Raw genomic sequence first — 16,376 nt, 5'->3', positions numbered from 1 at the left:
CAGTCGGGCGTTCACGTGGTCCTGGCGTCGCCGCTCAGCAGCGCACGGGAGCGGTCGCGGTCACCCTGCACCAGCGCCAGCGCCTCGTCCGAGAGGTCGACGATCCGGTTCTGGTCCCAGGGCAGCTCCAGGCCGCTGTGGTGCAGCACCCGGTCGATCACCCCGGCGGTGAAGCCCCAGACCAGCCGGCCGCCGACCGCGAAGGCCGGCCCCAGGTGTCCGGACGGGTGGCGCAGCCGGACCCGGTTGGCCGGGTCGGTCAGCTCGGCGATCGGCACCCGGAACACCGCGCCGGTCTCGCCCGCGTCCACCGGACGGACCGGTGACTCCTCGCGCCACCAGCCGAGCACGGGGGTGACCACGAAGCGGCTGACCGGGATGTAGAGGGCGGGCAGGGCGGCGAAGACCTGCACCCCGGACGGGTCCAGGCCGGTCTCCTCCCAGGCCTCCCGCAGCGCCGCCGCGACCGGGCCGGAGCCCTCGGGGTCGCCGTCCTCCGGGTCCAGCGCGCCCCCGGGGAAGGAGGGCTGCCCGGCGTGCGAGCGCAGCGACCGGGCCCGTTCGATCAGCAGCACGTCGGGGCCGGTCCCGCCCTCGCCGAAGAGCATCAGGACGGCCGCGGCGCGACCGCCCTCGGCGGGCGGCAGGAAGCGGCTCAGCTGCTCGGGCAGGACCCGCTCGGCGGCGTCCCGGACCGGCTCCAGCCAGGACGGCAGGCCGTCCCGCTCGATCCGTCCCGGCAGGGCCTGCCCGGGCCCCCGGTCGTGGCCGTGCGCCGTCACTCGGCCACCGCCAGGTCCGCGACCTTGCCCTGGTGGGCGACGGCGTCGGCCCGCGCCGCCGCCTCGCCCGGGTAGTCCGCGGGCGGCCTCAGCCGCTGGCCGGGGTGGCCGCCCATCTCGTACTTGAGCAGCTTCTTCGCCTTCTCCGGATCCGTCTCGCCCTCCCCGTAGGAGGGGCAGAGCGGCGCGATCGGGCAGGCCCCGCAGGCCGGCTTCTGGGAGTGGCAGATCCGCCGCCCGTGGAAGACCACCCGGTGCGAGAGCATCGTCCACTCCGACTTCGGGAAGATCTCCGCGACGGCCGCCTCGACCTTGACCGGGTCCTCCTCCGCCGTCCACCCGAACCGCCGGGCCAGCCGCCCGAAGTGGGTGTCCACGGTGATCCCGGGCACGCCGAACGCGTTGCCGAGCACCACGTTCGCCGTCTTGCGCCCCACCCCGGGGAGGGTGACCAGGTCGGCCAGCCGGCCCGGGACCTCGCCGCCGAACTCGTCCCGCAGCGCGATCGAGAGCCCGATCAGCGACTTCGCCTTGTTGCGGAAGAACCCGGTCGGCCGGATGACCTCCTCCAGCTCCTCCGGCACCGCCGCCGCCATGTCCTCCGGCGTCGGGTACTTCGCGAACAGCGCGGGCGTCGTCTGGTTCACCCGCAGGTCCGTCGTCTGCGCCGACAGCACGGTGGCCACCAGCAGCTCGAACGGGTTGTCGAAGTCCAGCTCGGGGTGCGCGTAGGGGTACAGCTCCGCCAGTTCCCGGTTGATCCTCCGGGCCCGCCGCACCATCGCCAGCTTCGACTCCGGCTTCCTCGGCTTCACAGCCACCTTCACCGCCGGCTTGGCTGCGGCCTTCCGGACCTTGCTCTCTGCCATGCAGGAAGGCTACGCCGAACAGCCCTGACCCCGCGGGCGATCAGCCATCGACGCGGGGCCGCGGACGATCAGCCATCGACGCGGGGCCGCGGACGATCAGCCATCGACGCAGGGCCGCGGACGGTTCGGACGCCCCCTGCGCGGCGCCCGGTCAGGACGGCCCGCAGGGCTGGTCCGCCGGCGTGCGCGGCGCCGGCGACGCCGTGGGCGCGGGAGGCACCGCGGGCCCCGCCGGTGCGGCCGCCACGGCCGGTGCGGCGCGGCGGTCGCGGCGGGCGGGGGCGAGGGCGCCGAGCATCACCACGGCCGTCACGGCGAAGGCGGACGGGTAGCCCAGCGGACCGGCGAGGACGCCGAAGGCCACCGCGCCGACGCCCATCCCCGCGTCGAAGGCGACGTTCCACAACGCGGTGACGGCGCCGAAGCCGGCCTTGGAGACCCTCGCGTACATCATGGTCAGGGTGGCGTTCTGGGCCGCGCCGAAGCCGATGCCGAACACCGCCGCGCCGGCCACCACGGCGACCGCGCTGCCGGTCAGCGCGATCAGCAGGGTGCCCGCGGCGCAGAGCAGCAGCGCGGGCAGCACGAGCCGCTCCGGCCCGTGCCGGTCGCCGTACCGGCCCGCCGCCCAGCGGGCCGCCGTCGCCGAGGCCGGCTGGACGAACAGGGCCACCGCGGCGAGGCCCGCGGACCCGACCGGGACGGCCAGCGGCAGGAAGGTCACGATGATCCCGGCGGCCAGCGCGGTGGCGCCGAAGACCACGGTCGGGCGGCGCAGCCCGGCCGACCGGAAGCCGGCCACCACCCCCACCGCCGGCTCGGCGGACGGTTCGCGGTCCGGCAGCCCGGGGACGGCGGCGATCGCGGCCAGCGCCACGGCGCCGGCGGTCACGGCCACCGGGGTGTAGCCCACGTGGGCCGCCAGCCAGACGCCCAGCGGCAGGCCCAGCAGCGACGGCACGCCCGAGACCACGCCGACCAGCGCCAGCCCCTCACCGCGCCGCTCGGCCGGGATCAGGGCCGCCGTCAGCGCGCCGCCGGCGACGATGGTGAAGGCGAAGCCCAGCCCGCGCACCAGGCAGACCGCCGTGATCCAGACGAGGCCGCCGTCGACGGCGGTCAGCACCAGCGCGGGCGCTCCGAGCAGCAACAGGCCGACCGCCAGCACCGAGCGGTAGCCGAAGCGGACCACCAGCCGGGGTGTGGCCAGTTCGCCCAGGACGGTCGTCAGCATCAGCGCGCCGGTCGCGAGCCCGGCCGCGTTGCCGCCCCCGGTGGACTCCTCGGCGTAGAGCGGGACGACGGAGAGCAGCAGGTTGAACCCGGTCGAAGCGCCGAGGATCGACACGAAGCGCAGCAGCAGCGGCCGGGTGACCAGCCGGGGGCGGGTGCCGGGCGCGGTCCGGGAGGTTGCCGTCGAGGTCATATGACGGACCGTAGGCCCGAACCGGCCCGTTCGTAAGATCCGTATCGGCCGCTCCGGACGGCCGCCACCATCGCGGTCAGGGGCAGCCGACGACCTGGCCGGCCCAGGAGAGGCCGCCGCCGAAACCGAGCAGCAGGGTGGGGGTGCCCGCGGGCACCTCGCCGCGCTCGACCAGCTTGGACAGCGCGAGCGGGACGGAGGCGGCCGAGGTGTTGCCGGACTCGACGACGTCGCGGGCGACCACCGCGCCGGGCACGCCGAGCCGGTCCACCACCGCCTCGATGATGCGCAGGTTGGCCTGGTGGGTGACCACCGCGCCGAGGTCCGCGGGGGTGATCCCGGCCCGCCGGCAGGCCTCCTCGGCGATCGGGGCCAGCGCGGTGGTGGCCCAGCGGTAGACGGTCTGGCCCTCCTGACGGAATTTCGGCTGCCAGCCGTCGTCCAGCCGGACGGCGTGGCCCCGGGTCGGGTCGGAGCCCCAGACCACCGGCCCGACGCCCCGACCGGTCGGATCGTGGCTGAGGACCGCCGCACCGGCGCCGTCGCCGAGCAGGACGCAGCTGGAGCGGTCCGTCCAGTCGGTGACGTCGCTCATCCGCTCGGCGCCGATCACCAGGGCGTGCCGGGCGGCCCCGGCCCGGACGGCGTGGTCGGCGGTGGCCAGCGCGGTGCAGAAGCCCGCGCAGCCGTTGTTGACGTCGAAGCCGACGGCCGAGGGGATGCCCAGCCGGCCGGCGACCTGGGTGGCGATGCTCGGGCAGCGGTCCCTGGCCGAGCAGGTGGCGACCACCACCATGTCGATCTCCTCCGGCGCCAGGCCCGCCGAGGCGAGGGCCTTGCCGGCGGCGGCGGAGGCGAGGTCGGTGACGGACTCCGTGTCGGCGATTCGCCGGGTGACGATGCCGGTGCGCTGCCGGATCCATGCGTCGCTGGTGTCGACCAGCCGGGCGAGGTCGTCGTTGGTGAGGACTCGGGCGGGCTGGTGGTGGCCCAGGGCCGCGATCCGGGATCCCGACATGTCTGCTCCTCCGTGAGGGGGTGTCACGCCGGGACTATAGCGTCCGAACGGTCGGACTCTAAAGGCCCGGGGCTGGCTACACTGGCCCGGTGAGCCCGAGAAGATCCGTCGCCGACGCCCGCCGGACCCGCACCGCGATCCTGCGCCGGGGGCTGGACCTCGCCTCGGTCGAGGGCCTGGAGGGGCTGACCATCGGCCGGCTCGCCACCGACCTGTCGATGAGCAAGTCCGGCGTCCTCGGCCACTTCGGCACCAAGGAGACCCTGCAGCTCGCCGTGGTCGACGAGGCCGTCGCCCTGTTCGTCCGCGAGGTGGTGCAGCGCGCGGCGGCCGCAGGCGCGGAGCCCGGGCTGCCGCGGCTGCTCGTCCAGTGCGAGGCCTGGGTCTCCTACCTGGAGCGCGACCTGCTGCCCGGCGGGTGCTTCTTCACCGCCGTGACCTCCGAGTTCGACGACCGGGAGCGCGGGCCGGTCCGGTCTGCGGTGGCCGCCCGGAACGCCGTCTGGCAGCGCGAGCTGCGCCGGCAGACCGAGCTGGCGATCGCCGCCGGTCAGCTGCCCGCCGAGCCGGACGCCGAGCAGGTGGTCTTCGAACTGACCGGGCAGGTCCTGGCGCTCAACCACGCCCGCCGGCTCTACCGGGACGCGGCCGCGGCCGCCCGCACCCGGCGGGCGATGCGGCGCCTGCTCGGGCTGCCCGCCGCGGTCGACGGGCCGCCCGAGCTGGCCCCGCTCCCGGAGCCGGACGACCACTGAGGCCGCCCGGCCCGGGCCACCGGCACCTCCCCTGTGCGTGCCGGTGAGCTCCTGCCGGTCAGCGCCGGTACAGCGCGTCCAGCTCCCCGTAGCCCAGCGCGCCGGGCGCCCCGGTCACGGCGCCCGTACCGAGCAGTTCGGCGGCGGCGCGGTGGGCGGCGCTGTACGCGGCCTCGGCCAGCCCGGTGCCGACGCTGATCCGCCGGACGCCGGTGGCGGCGAGCTCGGCGACCGTCGGCCCGCCCGGCCCCGTCATCGCGTTCACCGGCAGCGGGGACGCGGCGCAGAGCCGGGCCAACGCGTCGAGGTCCAGCAGGCCGGGGACGAAGAGGCCGTCCGCACCCGCCCGCGCGTACGCCGCCGCGCGAACCAGCACCTCGTCCAGCCGGCCCTCCTCCGGGCCGATCCCGAACAGGAAGACGTCCGTCCGGGCGTTGACCAGCAGCTCGGGCAGGCCCGCCGCCGCGGCCGCCGCCCGGGCGGCGGCCAGCCGCGCGGCCTGCTCGGCCACCGGGAAGAGCGGGCCGCCGGCCGCCGCCGAGTCCTCCAGGTTGATCCCGGCCGCGCCGGCCCCGACCAGCACCCGCACGGTTTCGGCCACCTCGGCGGGGGCCGCCCCGTAGCCGCCCTCGGCATCGACCGTGACCGGCAGGTCGACGACGGAGGCGATCCGGCGGGCGGCCTCGGCCATGTCCGCCCGGCCGAGCTGCTGGCCGTCGCCGCGACCGAGCGACCAGGAGACGCCGCCGCTGGTGGTGGCGATCGCCGCGGCCCCGGCGGAGGCGATCACGGCGGCGCTGCCGGCGTCCCAGGCGTTCGGCAGGACGAGCACCCCGTCGGCCACGAGCGCCCGCAGCCGCAGGGCCCGCTCGCGAAGCTCGGGGGTGGGGGTGCCGGTGGACTGGGAGGCGGACATACGGGGTCACCGTCTTTCGGGCCGTGGACTCGTGGACTCATGGACTCGTCAGGACCGGATCCTGCGCCCCCGGCCGCCCGTGCTCCACTGATTAAGCCGGAGCCGAATCCTGGCGGCCCGCGACCGCCCCGATCACCTCATGGACCTCGGCGCCCCCGTCCCGGCGCCCCCGCGCACCGGACCGCGCGCGTCCCGGCTGACCTGCGAACACCGCGAGACCACCGCGCCGGACCCGGACACCGGCCGCACGGGTCGCCGGCACCGCCCGCCACGCCGCTCCGCGCGCCCGCACGAGCCGCCCGCAGGCCGCTCCGGCGGTACGAATGGCCCCGCGCAGCACACCTCGGCGCACCCCCTCCTCATATGATCGGAGCGACATGCGCCATGCTTGGTGATGCAGAGCACTGTACGGAACTTGCGCCGACCGGCTTGATCGCCGGGCGGCCGAGAAGGAGGAAGCACGTGGACGACGTTCTGCGGCGCGCCGCACTCTTCGCGGCACTCGACGACGAACAGGCCGGCGAGCTGCGCGCTTCCATGACCGAGGTGACCCTCGCCCGCGGTGAGTCGCTGTTCCACGAGGGCGACCCGGGCGACCGGCTGTACGTCGTCGCCGAGGGCAAGGTCAAGCTGCACCGCGCCTCGCCGGACGGCCGCGAGAACATGCTCGCCGTCCTCGGCCCCAGCGAGATGATCGGCGAACTGTCGCTCTTCGACCCGGGCCCGCGCACCGCCACCGCGAGCGCGCTGACCGAGGTCAAGCTGCTGGGCCTCGGCCATGGCGACCTCCAGCCCTGGCTGCACGCCCGCCCCGAGGTCTCGATCGCACTCCTGCGCGCCATCGCCCGCCGGCTGCGCCGGACCAACGACGTGATGTCCGACCTGGTCTTCTCCGACGTGCCCGGGCGCGTCGCCAAGGCCCTGCTGGACCTCTCGCGCCGCTTCGGCGTGCAGTCCGACGAGGGCATCCACGTCGCCCACGACCTCACCCAGGAGGAGCTGGCCCAGCTGGTCGGCGCCTCCCGCGAGACGGTCAACAAGGCGCTCGCCGACTTCGCCGGCCGCGGCTGGCTGAAGCTGGAGGCCCGCGCCGTGGTCCTGATGGACGTCGAGCGGCTCTCCCGCCGCTCGCGCTGACCCGGCCGGCCGGAGCTCCGCTCCGGCCCGCCCGGCGCGCCGTCGGTCCCACCGACGACGAGGGCCCGTCCACCGATGCGGTGGACGGGCCCTCGCGCGTGTCCGGTGCGGCTCCGGGCGGTCGGCCCGGCCGGCGGTCAGATCAGCCCGTGGTCCTCCAGGTACTGGAGCTGGGCCCGAACCGACAGCTCGGCCGCGGGCCAGAGCGCGCGGTCCACGTCCGCGTAGACCCGGGCCACCACCTCGTCCGCCGTCCGGCAGCCGGCCTCGACCGCGGTCTCCACCTGGGCGAGCCGCCCGGCCCGGTGCGCCAGGTAGTACTCGACGGCGCCGAGCGCGTCCGCGAGCACCGGCCCGTGGCCGGGCAGCACCGTGCGCACGCCGTGCTCGGTCGCCATGTTCTGCAGGTGGCGCAGCGAGTCCAGGTAGTCGCCGAGCCTGCCGTCGGGGTGGGCCACCATCGTGGTGCCCCGGCCGAGGACGGTGTCGCCGGTGAGGACCGCGCCGTCGGCCGGCAGGTGGAAGGTCAGCGAGTCCGAGGTGTGCCCGGGGGTGGCGACCACCCGCAGGTCGAGGCCGCCGATCTCCAGCCGCTGGCCGTGCGTCAGGCCCTCGGAGCCGAGCCGGTACGCCGGGTCCAGGGCGCGGACGTCGGTACCGGTCAGCTCGGCGAACCGCGCGGCACCCTCGGAGTGGTCGGCGTGGCCGTGGGTGAGCAGGGTGAGCGCGACGCGCTTGCCCTGCTGCTCGACGGTGTCGATCACCCGGCGCAGGTGCCCCTCGTGCAGCGGGCCCGGGTCGACGACCACCGCGAGGTCCGAGCCGGGCTCGGAGAGCAGCCAGGTGTTGGTGCCGTCCAGCGTCATCGGCGACGGGTTGGGCGCCAGCACGCAGACTGCCCGGGGGGTGGCCTCGCCGCCGATGCCGGCGGCGGGGTCACCCGGGAGGATTCCGCTCACCGGCCGCTCCCGCCGAGTCGGCCGCCCTCGCAGGTCCGGTCGAGCACGCGTCCGGGCAGTGTCCGGACGAGGGCGCGCAGCCCCGGTATGCCGTCGTCGACGAGCGCGCCCTCGCAGGCGAGCGGGCGGGGGGTCAGGCTGCGGGCGGGCATCTCGCGCGCCGTCCGGCGAGCCACGTCGTTGTGGGTCATCGGGCGTCGATCCTTCCTCGGGCGGTGTCGGTTCATCGGATGTATCGGTTCATCGGCTCGGAGGGTCGGGAGGCCGGGGATCCGGGGGCCGGGCCCCGGGTGCCCCAAGTCCGGGTCGTCAGCGGTCTTCGGGAAAGTCTCCATCGATGGTCAGCTCTTCATACCCCGACCATCGAACCGTCATTCGATCCCCCCGGACCTCGGCGGTGCCGAGGATCGGGTGCAGCGAACGCCCCGCCGCGGCCTCCAGCGCCTGCGCGGCGCTGCGCACCGGCAGCAGCTCCCGCAGCACGGTCACGGTGGGCGGCAGCATCCCGAACACGCCGTCCTCGTGGCCCCGGACGGCCTCGGCCGGAGAGAGCCAGGCGACCCGGTCGGCCTCGCCGACCTCCAGCGCGGCCCGCTGACCGGGCGGCAGGGCCGCGACGAAGAACCAGGTGTCGTACCGGCGCTCCTCGAACGCCGGGGTGACCCAGCGGGCCCAGCCCGCCAGCAGGTCGCTGCGGAGCAGCAGGCCGTGCTCACGGAGGAAGTCGGCGAAGGAGAGCTCGTGGGCCTCCAGGGCGGCGCGCTCCGCGCTCCAGTCCCGGGGTTCGGCGGTGCTGTCGGCGTCCGGGCCGGCCAGCAGGACTCCGGCCTCCTCGAACGTCTCGCGGACGGCGGCGCAGACCACCGCCTGCGCGGTCCGGGCGTCCACACCGAGCCGCTCGGCCCACTCCTGCGGGCCGGGCCCGGCCCAGCCGAGCTCGGCCTCGGCGTCGCGCGGGTCCACCCCGCCACCCGGATAGGCGTACATGCCCGCCGCGAACGCCATCGAGCTGCGCCTGCGCAGCAGATAGGCCTCCGGCCCGGTCGCCGTGTCCCTCAGCAGCACCACGGTGGCGGAGGGCCGGGGCTCCGGCGGGATCACCTCGCCGGACTCGACCGCCCGGATCCGGGCAGGCCAGCCGGGCGGCATCGGGAGCGTCGTTGCTCGCTGGTCCATGCCCGGATGCTAAGCGCACGAGGGCGGGGTTGGACAGGGCCGACCCCACCCTCGTGATCGGTCTCAGGCCTTGACCCGGACCTGCAGCTCGACCTCGACCGGGGCGTCCAGCGGCAGGACGGTGACGCCGACCGCGCTGCGGGCGTGCACACCGGCCTCGCCGAGCACCTGGCCGAGCAGCTCGCTGGCACCGTTGATGACGCCGGGCTGGCCGGTGAAGTCGGCGGCGGAGGCGACGAAGCCGACCACCTTCACGACCCGCTCGATCAGGTCCAGGTCACCGACCACCGACTTCACCGCGGCCAGCGCGTTGAGCGCGCAGATCTGCGCGAGCTCCTTGGCCTCCTCCGGGGTGACCTCGGCGCCGACCTTGCCGGTGGTCGGCAGCTTGCCGCCCACCATCGGCAGCTGGCCGGAGGTGAAGACGAACTCGCCCGAGCGCAGGGCCGGCACGTAGGCGGCGACCGGCGCGGCCACCGGCGGCAGGGTCAGACCGAGCTCGGCGAGCTTCTCCTCGACCTTGCTCATGCGTTCTTCTCCCGCTTGAAGTAGGCCACCAGCTGCTCCGGGTTCGGGCCGGGCACGACCTGGACGAGCTCCCAGCCGTCCTCGCCGAAGTTGTCCAGGATCTGCTTGGTGGCGTGCACGAGCAGGGGCGCCGTCATGTATTCCCACTTGGTCATGGCCAGACTCTAGACGAGCGGCGGGGGCGAACGGGGCGGCCTGCGGACCGGCGTGTGAGGTGGCCCACAATCCGGGCATGATTCAGGCCCGGCCTCCCCGATGCTCCCGGCATCCGGCGCGGTCCCTGGTTACCCTCGCGGGAGGGCACCTGCGCGGTGGCGGCCCTCGGAACGGCCCCTCGGCCCTCGGAGACGGACGGAGACGGAGCGTGGCACGCACCCCCGGCCAGGCGGCCCGGCGTGATCCCGACTGGGAGGGCGTCCGGCTGCACGTGGTCAGCGGCAAGGGCGGCACCGGGAAGACCAGCCTCGCCGCGGCGTTGGCGCTGGCCCTCGCGGCCGAGGGGCGGCGGACGCTGCTGATCGAAGTGGAGGGCCGGCAGGGGATCGCCGAACTGTTCGGGATCGCCGCACTGCCGTACGAGGAACGCCGGATCGCGTCCGTCACGCGCGCCCAGCTGGGGCTGCCCGGCAGGGGCGGCGCCGGGTCCGGCAGCGGCGAGGTGTACGCGCTGGCCATCGACACCGAGCAGGCGCTGCTGGAGTACCTCGACATGTTCTACAAGCTCGGACGGGCCGGGAAGGCGCTCCAGAAGGTCGGCTTCGTCGACTTCGCCACCACCGTCGCCCCCGGCGTCCGGGACGTGCTGCTCACCGGAAAGGCCTGCGAGGCGGCCCGGCGCAAGGCACCGGACGGGCGCCGCACGTACGACGCGGTGGTGATGGACGCGCCGCCGACCGGCCGGCTCACCCGCTTCCTGAACGTGAACTCCGAGGTGGCCGGACTGGCCCGGTTCGGGCCGATCCACACCCAGGCACAGGCCGTGATGCGGGTGCTGAAGTCGCCGGAGACCGCGGTACACCTGGTCACCCTGCTGGAGGAGATGCCGGTGCAGGAGACCGTGGACGGCTTCACCGAGCTGCGCGAGGCCGGCCTCCCGGTCGGCGGGGTGATGGTGAACATGGTCCGGCCGCCGGTGCTGGACGCGGCGGCCGTGGCCGCGGTGGACGGGGACCACCGCGAGGAGGTCGCGCTGGCCCTCGGCGAGGCGGGCCTCGGCGGGCGCTCGCGCAAGCCGGACACCGTCCGGGCGGCGGTCGACCCGCTGCTCGACCCGCTGCTGGAACAGGCCCGGGAGCACGCCGAGCGGGTGGAGCTGGAGCGCGAGCAGCGCGCCGACCTGCAGCAGCTGAAGCTCCCGAGCTACGAACTCCCGCTGCTGGGCGAGGGTGTGGACCTCGCCGGGCTGTACCGGCTGGCGGGCGAACTGAAGCGTCAGGGGGCGGCGTGAGCGGGAGTGCGAACGGCGGTGCGAACGGCGGTGCGAACGGCGGTGCGAACGGCGGTGCGAACGGCGGTGCGAGCGGGAACGGTGGGCAGGACGGGCAGGGCGTGGGTGACAAGCAGGGCGCGGGCAGCGGGCAGGACACCGGCACCGAGCGGGGCAGCCACCTCGACATGGACCGGCTGATCGACGACCCGGGGACCAGGATCATCGTCTGCTGCGGCTCGGGCGGCGTCGGCAAGACCACCACCGCCGCGGCGCTCGGACTGCGGGCGGCCGAGCGCGGCCGCAAGGTCGTCGTACTGACCATCGACCCGGCCCGCCGGCTGGCCCAGTCGATGGGCCTGACCGAGCTCGACAACACCCCCCGCGTCGTCAAGGGCGTCACGGGTGAGGGCGAACTCCAGGCCATGATGCTCGACATGAAGCGGACCTTCGACGAGGTCGTGCTGGCCCACGCCGAGCCCGAGCGGGCCCGGGCGATCATGGAGAACCCGTTCTACCAGTCCCTGTCGGCCGGCTTCGCGGGTACGCAGGAGTACATGGCGATGGAGAAGCTCGGCCAGCTCCGCGCTGCCGAGGAGTGGGACCTCATCATCGTCGACACCCCGCCGTCCCGCTCCGCGCTGGACTTCCTGGACGCGCCGAACCGGCTCGGGTCCTTCCTCGACGGCAAGGTGATCCGGATCCTGACCGCCCCGGCCAAGGTCGGCGGACGCAGCGCGATGAAGTTCCTCAACGTCGGGATGGGCCTGCTCACCGGCACCCTGGGCAAGATCTTCGGCGCCCAGCTGCTGACCGACGTACAGACCTTCGTCAGTGCGATGGACTCGATGTTCGGCGGCTTCCGCGAGCGCGCCGACCGGACGTACCAGCTGCTCAAGGCGCCGGGGACGGCGTTCCTGGTGGTGGCCGCGCCGGAGCGGGACGCGCTGCGCGAGGCGGCCTACTTCGTCGACCGGCTGGCCGCCGACCGGATGCCGCTGGCCGGGCTGGTCCTCAACCGGGTGCACCGCACGGGCGCCCCGCAGCTCACCGCCGAACGTGCGCTGGCGGCGGCCGAGGCCCTGGAGGAGAACGGCTCGGAGCACACGTCACCCGAGGCGGAGCTGCTCGCGGCGGGACTGCTGCGGCTGCACGCCGAGCGGATGCAGATCATGTCGCGGGAGCGCCGCACCCGTGACCGCTTCGTCTCGGTCTACCCGGACGTGCCGATCGTCGAGGTCGCCGCGCTGCCCGGGGACGTGCACGACCTGGACGGGCTGCGCGCGATCGGTGACCGCCTCAGCGGCGCCGTGTAGCGGCCCGGCACCGGCCCCCGCGACGCCGCTCCCCCGTGGCGTCGCTCCCGGACCGTTGCCGTCCAGCTCGTGAACCGCCGTCGGGTGGCTGTCGCGCCCGTCGGCTCCCTGACCTGCCGGCCCCCGTGGGGCGCCGGCGCCGTGCCCGGCCGTGCGGGCCGCTCAGCACCGTGCTGGTCGCTCAGCGCCGTGTGGGTCGCTCAGCACCAGGCAGGTCGCTCAGCCCGCCTGGGCGTAGTCCGTCAGTATCACACCGGTGGCGAGGGACTCCTCGTACTCGGTGCGGGCCGTCTCCAGCAGCCGCCGCCACGACATCACGGTCGGCCGCCGGCGCAGCAGCGCCCGCCGCTCGCGCTCCGTCATCCCGCCCCAGACCCCGAACTCCACCCGGTTGTCCAGTGCGTCCGCCAGGCACTCCGTGCGAACGGGGCACCCGCTGCACACCGCCTTGGCGCGGTTCTGCGCCGCCCCCTGGACGAACAGTTCGTCCGGATCACTAGTGCGGCAGGCGGCCTGCGCACTCCAGTCGTCTACCCAGCCCATGCCGGCGCCGTCCTCTCCCGAATCGAGGCTCCCCCACGGCGGCAACGGCATATTCACCGTTGCCAGTTGAGGACGTTACGGAAGAACGACAGCTTGCAACAGCCCCTTCGGGCTCAATCTCGAATGACCCGATCGGACTATGGGTATCGGTCAGCTCACTCGTTGGAGTGATCGCAGGTCGCAAGCCTTGCCAAGAAACCCGGGGGAACTCTCGCCACGCGAGCCGTTACGGAGAGCCACCAAAAGGGGGTGGACAGCTGCCAACAGCTGCCTCAAAAACCGGCCAGAGAGGGGCAATTCGGGCAATCCTCATCACTCACAAGAGTGAGTGACGTTGACGCACCGAAGCTGTCGCAAGCTTGTGACAAGCCTAGGCGAACACCTGCCCCTATGTACGGGATTCGGCGACGTAGGGTTCTCCCCATGGCACCGAAGCGCCCCCAGGCACCCCAGCCCCCAGGCAACCCCGGAGCTCCGAGCGGCCGGCGCCGCGGGTCACCGCTCGACTTCGCGGGACACGGAGTGAAGTTCCTGGGGGTCAGCGTGCTCTCCGGAGTACTGCTGGCCGGCATGGCCCTGCCCGCCGTCGGCGCGCTCGGGCTGACCGCCAAGAGCACGGCGGAGAGCTTCGACGACATCCCCGACGACTTCAAGACCCCGCCGCTGACGCAGGCCACGCAGATCTTCGACGCCAAGGGCGGGCTGATCGCCAAGGTCTACGAGCGCGACCGCACGGTGCTCACGGCGGACCAGATGTCCCCCTACATGCGCCAGGCGCAGGTCGACATCGAGGACGCGCGCTTCTACGAGCACGGCGCCGTCGACCTCAAGGGCGTGCTGCGCGCGGTCAGCAAGAACGCGGAGAGCGGCACCGCCTCCCAGGGCGCCTCGACGCTGACCCAGCAGTACGTGAAGAACGTCAACGTGGAGAAGGCCGGCGACGACCAGGCCGCCGTCCTGGACGCGCAGCGCAAGACGCTCGGGCGCAAGGTCCAGGAGCTGAAGGTCGCGATCAAGTTGGAGGAGGACCTGACCAAGGACCAGATCCTCACCAACTACCTCAACATCACCTTCTACGGCCACCAGGCCTACGGGGTCGAGGCCGCGGCCCAGCGCTACTTCAGCAAGAACAACAAGGACCTCACCGTCGCCGAGGCCGCCACGCTGGCCGGCATGGTGCAGAACCCGTCGCAGTACGACCCGGTGCGCTACCCCGAGAACACGGTGAAGCGCCGGAACGTGGTGCTCGACAAGATGGTCGAGAACAAGCACATCACTGCGGACCAGGCCAAGGAGGCCAAGGCCGCGCCGCTGGGTCTGAAGTACAAGGACCCGCAGAACGGCTGCATCACCGCCCAGGCGGGCATGGGCTTCTTCTGCGACTACGTCCGGCACGTGGTCAAGCAGGACCCGGCGTTCGGCAAGAGCGTCGCGGACCGGAAGAAGTTCTGGGACCAGGGCGGACTCAACATCTACACCACCCTGGACCCGGACAAGCAGGCCGCCGCCCAGAACGCGGTGACCTCCAAGGTCAAGGTCACCGACTCGGTGTCGGCCGCCGCGACCATGATGGAGCCGGGCAGCGGCAAGATCCTGGCGATGGCCCAGACCCGCCCCTACGGCCTGGACCCCAACAAGAACCAGACCGTCGTCAACCTCAACGTCGACGCGGCGATGGGCGGCGGCAACGGCTTCCAGACCGGATCGACCTTCAAGCCGATCCTGGCCGCGGCCGCGCTGGAGTCGGGGATGTCCCCCACCCAGCCGTTCCCGTCCGAGAACAAGATCGACTACCCGTCGATGTCCACCTGCGCGGGCACCTGGAAGAACACCGACAAGCCCAAGGCGACGGTGAAGAACGAGTCCACCTCCGAGGTCGGCCCGTACGAGCTCAAGCAGGCCATGGCACTGTCGGTGAACACCTACTTCGTGCAGATGGAGCAGCAGGTCGGCCTCTGCGCGATGAAGCAGATGGCCAACAAGCTCGGCATCACCCAGTCCGCGAAGGGCGACGCGTTCCAGGAGGTGCCCTCGATGGTCCTCGGCACCCAGGAGCTCTCGCCGCTGACCATGGCGAACGTCTACGCGACCTTCGCCGCGCGCGGCAAGTACTGCACCCCGATCGCGATCAACAAGATCAGCACGGTCGACGGCAAGGACGTCAAGGTCCCGCAGTCCACCTGCAGCCAGGCCTTCTCCGAGCAGACCGCGGACGCCCTCAACACCGTCCTGCTCAACGTGACCGAGAAGGGCACCGCGGCCGCCCTCGGCCTGGAGGACGGCCGCCAGATCGCCGGCAAGACCGGTACCACCGACGAGAAGAAGGCCGCCTGGTTCAGCGGCTACACCCCGTCCCTCGCCACCTCGGTCTGGCTCGGCGGCCCGGCCGGCGGCGTGAAGATGAAGAACATCACCATCGGCGGCAAGTACTTCCCCGAGGTCTTCGGCGCCGACGGCCCCGGCCCGATCTGGCAGCTGGCGATGAACCAGGCGCTCAAGGGCTCGCCGAAGGACCAGATCCAGACCATCAACATCCCGGACCCGGCGCCCAAGCCCGACCCGAACGCGACCGCGCCGGCCACGCCGCCGGCGGGCGACGCCGCCGCGGCCGGTGGCGGCACCCCGGGCGGGAACCCCGGCGGCCAGCCGGGCGGCAACCCCGGCGGCGCCACCAACGCCGGCGGGATGATCGGCGGCGGCTTCACCTTCCCGCCGGGGATCATCGGCGGCGGGAACGGCAATGGCAACGGGAATGGGAACGGCGGTCGGCACTGACCGGCCCGCCCTGACCGACCCGCCCTGACCGGCCGACAGCCTGGGGCACCGAGAGGGGCGCCCTCCGAGCGATCTGCTCGGAGGGCGCCCCTCTTGTTGTGCGGGGTGGTGCGGCGGCGTCTTCGCGCGGCGCGTCCGTGCGGCGCGTCGCGGGGGCCGTGTCGCCGGCGCCCGCCCGGCCGGTCGGCCGTCGGGGCCGTCGGGGCCGTCGAGGCCGTCGAGGCCGTCGAGGCCGTCAGCCGGTGAGCGCGGCCTTGACCGCGGCGGCGACGCGGCCGCCCTCGGCCAGGCCGTCCACCTTCGGCTTCACCAGCTTCATCACGGCGCCCATGCCCTGCGGGCCGGTCGCGCCGCTCTCCGCGACGGCGGCGGCCACGATCGCCGTCAGCTCCTCGTCGGACAGCTGCTTGGGCAGGTACCCCGCCAGCAACTCCCCCTCGGCCCGCTCCCGCGCGGCCTGCTCCGTCCGGTCGGCGGCGTCGAACGCCTCGGCCGCCTCCCGGCGCTTCTTCGCCTCGCGAGCCAGCACCTTCAGCACCTCGGCGTCCGAGAGCTCCCGCTTCTCCTTGCCGGCCACCTCCTCGCTGGTGATGGCGGAGAGCGTCAGCCGGATGGTGGCCGAGCGCAGCTCGTCCCGGTCCCGGATCGCGGCCGTGAGGTCCTGGTGCAACTGCTCCTTGAGCGTGGTCATGGCCCAGAGTCTCCCACCTGCGGCGATCGGCTGCCCGCCATTAACGCCGGAGCATCGGC

General features: G+C 73.8%; 17 protein-coding genes. 5 read left to right on the top strand and 12 right to left on the bottom strand.

The genetic code is table 11. The features are described 5' to 3' along the window. Positions 1-11: 11 nt before the first annotated feature. The 4 genes from ABZ495_RS02270 to ABZ495_RS02255 all read right to left on the bottom strand — a co-directional run bounded on the left by ABZ495_RS02270 (position 12) and on the right by ABZ495_RS02255 (position 4,095). Positions 12-782 carry a CoA pyrophosphatase gene (locus ABZ495_RS02270; RefSeq protein ID WP_359834011.1) on the bottom strand — a complete coding sequence of 257 codons (771 nt, stop codon included), beginning with the start codon at positions 780-782 and terminating at the stop codon, positions 12-14. Beyond that, positions 779-1,651, bottom strand: coding sequence for an endonuclease III (gene nth / locus ABZ495_RS02265; protein WP_359804125.1), 873 nt, complete (start codon positions 1,649-1,651; stop codon positions 779-781). Before nth ends, ABZ495_RS02270 begins: the two co-directional genes overlap by 4 nt. 151 nt (positions 1,652-1,802) lie before the next feature. Next, entirely contained in the window at positions 1,803-3,077 is a 1,275-nt protein-coding gene (locus tag ABZ495_RS02260; protein WP_359834009.1) for an MFS transporter, read from the bottom strand. Positions 3,078-3,153: 76 nt separating this feature from the next. Then, positions 3,154-4,095, bottom strand: a complete 942-nt coding sequence (locus ABZ495_RS02255; RefSeq protein WP_359804124.1) for a beta-ketoacyl-ACP synthase III — start codon at positions 4,093-4,095, stop codon at positions 3,154-3,156. A gap of 89 nt (positions 4,096-4,184) precedes the next feature. On the opposite strand from ABZ495_RS02255, the gene ABZ495_RS02250 reads away from it, so the two are divergent. Further along, entirely contained in the window at positions 4,185-4,850 is a 666-nt protein-coding gene (locus ABZ495_RS02250; RefSeq protein ID WP_359804123.1) for a TetR/AcrR family transcriptional regulator, read from the top strand. Positions 4,851-4,908: 58 nt separating this feature from the next. Here ABZ495_RS02250 and ABZ495_RS02245 read toward each other — a convergent pair whose 3' ends face one another. Beyond that, positions 4,909-5,766 carry an isocitrate lyase/phosphoenolpyruvate mutase family protein gene (locus ABZ495_RS02245; protein WP_359804122.1) on the bottom strand — a complete coding sequence of 286 codons (858 nt, stop codon included), beginning with the start codon at positions 5,764-5,766 and terminating at the stop codon, positions 4,909-4,911. Between the two features lie 462 nt (positions 5,767-6,228). Between ABZ495_RS02245 and ABZ495_RS02240 the strand changes: the two genes are divergently transcribed. Beyond that, positions 6,229-6,903 (top strand): Crp/Fnr family transcriptional regulator, encoded by a 675-nt coding sequence (locus ABZ495_RS02240; RefSeq protein ID WP_030392646.1) that lies wholly within the window; start codon positions 6,229-6,231, stop codon positions 6,901-6,903. A 137-nt stretch (positions 6,904-7,040) separates the two neighbouring features. On the opposite strand, the gene ABZ495_RS02235 is transcribed toward ABZ495_RS02240, so the two are convergent. From ABZ495_RS02235 to ABZ495_RS02215, 5 genes are all read right to left on the bottom strand, one after another. Continuing rightward, the gene (locus ABZ495_RS02235) at positions 7,041-7,862 is read right to left on the bottom strand and encodes an MBL fold metallo-hydrolase (protein WP_329488526.1); all 822 of its coding nucleotides are present in this window, start codon (positions 7,860-7,862) and stop codon (positions 7,041-7,043) included. After that, positions 7,859-8,053 carry a hypothetical protein gene (locus ABZ495_RS02230; protein WP_359834007.1) on the bottom strand — a complete coding sequence of 65 codons (195 nt, stop codon included), beginning with the start codon at positions 8,051-8,053 and terminating at the stop codon, positions 7,859-7,861. The genes ABZ495_RS02235 and ABZ495_RS02230 overlap by 4 nt, the downstream gene beginning before the upstream one ends. A 118-nt stretch (positions 8,054-8,171) precedes the next feature. Next, positions 8,172-9,038 carry an NUDIX hydrolase gene (locus ABZ495_RS02225; protein WP_359804120.1) on the bottom strand — a complete coding sequence of 289 codons (867 nt, stop codon included), beginning with the start codon at positions 9,036-9,038 and terminating at the stop codon, positions 8,172-8,174. 63 nt (positions 9,039-9,101) lie between these two features. After that, entirely contained in the window at positions 9,102-9,566 is a 465-nt protein-coding gene (locus ABZ495_RS02220; RefSeq protein WP_329488529.1) for a RidA family protein, read from the bottom strand. Beyond that, complete coding sequence (locus tag ABZ495_RS02215; protein ID WP_094743074.1) at positions 9,563-9,721, bottom strand: DUF4177 domain-containing protein; 159 nt, start codon at positions 9,719-9,721, stop codon at positions 9,563-9,565. The genes ABZ495_RS02220 and ABZ495_RS02215 overlap by 4 nt, the downstream gene beginning before the upstream one ends. Before the next feature lie 209 nt (positions 9,722-9,930). Between ABZ495_RS02215 and ABZ495_RS02210 the strand changes: the two genes are divergently transcribed. Together ABZ495_RS02210 and ABZ495_RS02205 are read left to right on the top strand one after the other, a co-directional pair. Beyond that, positions 9,931-11,013 carry an ArsA-related P-loop ATPase gene (locus tag ABZ495_RS02210; protein ID WP_359804119.1) on the top strand — a complete coding sequence of 361 codons (1,083 nt, stop codon included), beginning with the start codon at positions 9,931-9,933 and terminating at the stop codon, positions 11,011-11,013. 167 nt (positions 11,014-11,180) lie between these two features. Next, positions 11,181-12,308 carry an ArsA family ATPase gene (locus tag ABZ495_RS02205; RefSeq protein ID WP_329492159.1) on the top strand — a complete coding sequence of 376 codons (1,128 nt, stop codon included), beginning with the start codon at positions 11,181-11,183 and terminating at the stop codon, positions 12,306-12,308. A gap of 219 nt (positions 12,309-12,527) precedes the next feature. On the opposite strand, the gene ABZ495_RS02200 is transcribed toward ABZ495_RS02205, so the two are convergent. After that, positions 12,528-12,851 carry a WhiB family transcriptional regulator gene (locus ABZ495_RS02200; protein WP_033333275.1) on the bottom strand — a complete coding sequence of 108 codons (324 nt, stop codon included), beginning with the start codon at positions 12,849-12,851 and terminating at the stop codon, positions 12,528-12,530. Positions 12,852-13,373: 522 nt separating this feature from the next. Between ABZ495_RS02200 and ABZ495_RS02195 the strand changes: the two genes are divergently transcribed. Next, positions 13,374-15,626 carry a transglycosylase domain-containing protein gene (locus ABZ495_RS02195; protein ID WP_359804118.1) on the top strand — a complete coding sequence of 751 codons (2,253 nt, stop codon included), beginning with the start codon at positions 13,374-13,376 and terminating at the stop codon, positions 15,624-15,626. 235 nt (positions 15,627-15,861) lie between these two features. On the opposite strand, the gene ABZ495_RS02190 is transcribed toward ABZ495_RS02195, so the two are convergent. Beyond that, a complete protein-coding gene (locus tag ABZ495_RS02190) occupies positions 15,862-16,317 on the bottom strand; it encodes a GatB/YqeY domain-containing protein (RefSeq protein WP_329488535.1) in 456 nt (151 codons plus the stop codon). Positions 16,318-16,376: the final 59 nt, after the last annotated feature.

The sequence above is a fragment of the Kitasatospora sp. NPDC005748 genome, from assembly GCF_040630735.1.
GTDB lineage: Bacteria > Actinomycetota > Actinomycetes > Streptomycetales > Streptomycetaceae > Kitasatospora.
This window is presented reverse-complemented; position numbering and strand designations above follow the sequence as displayed.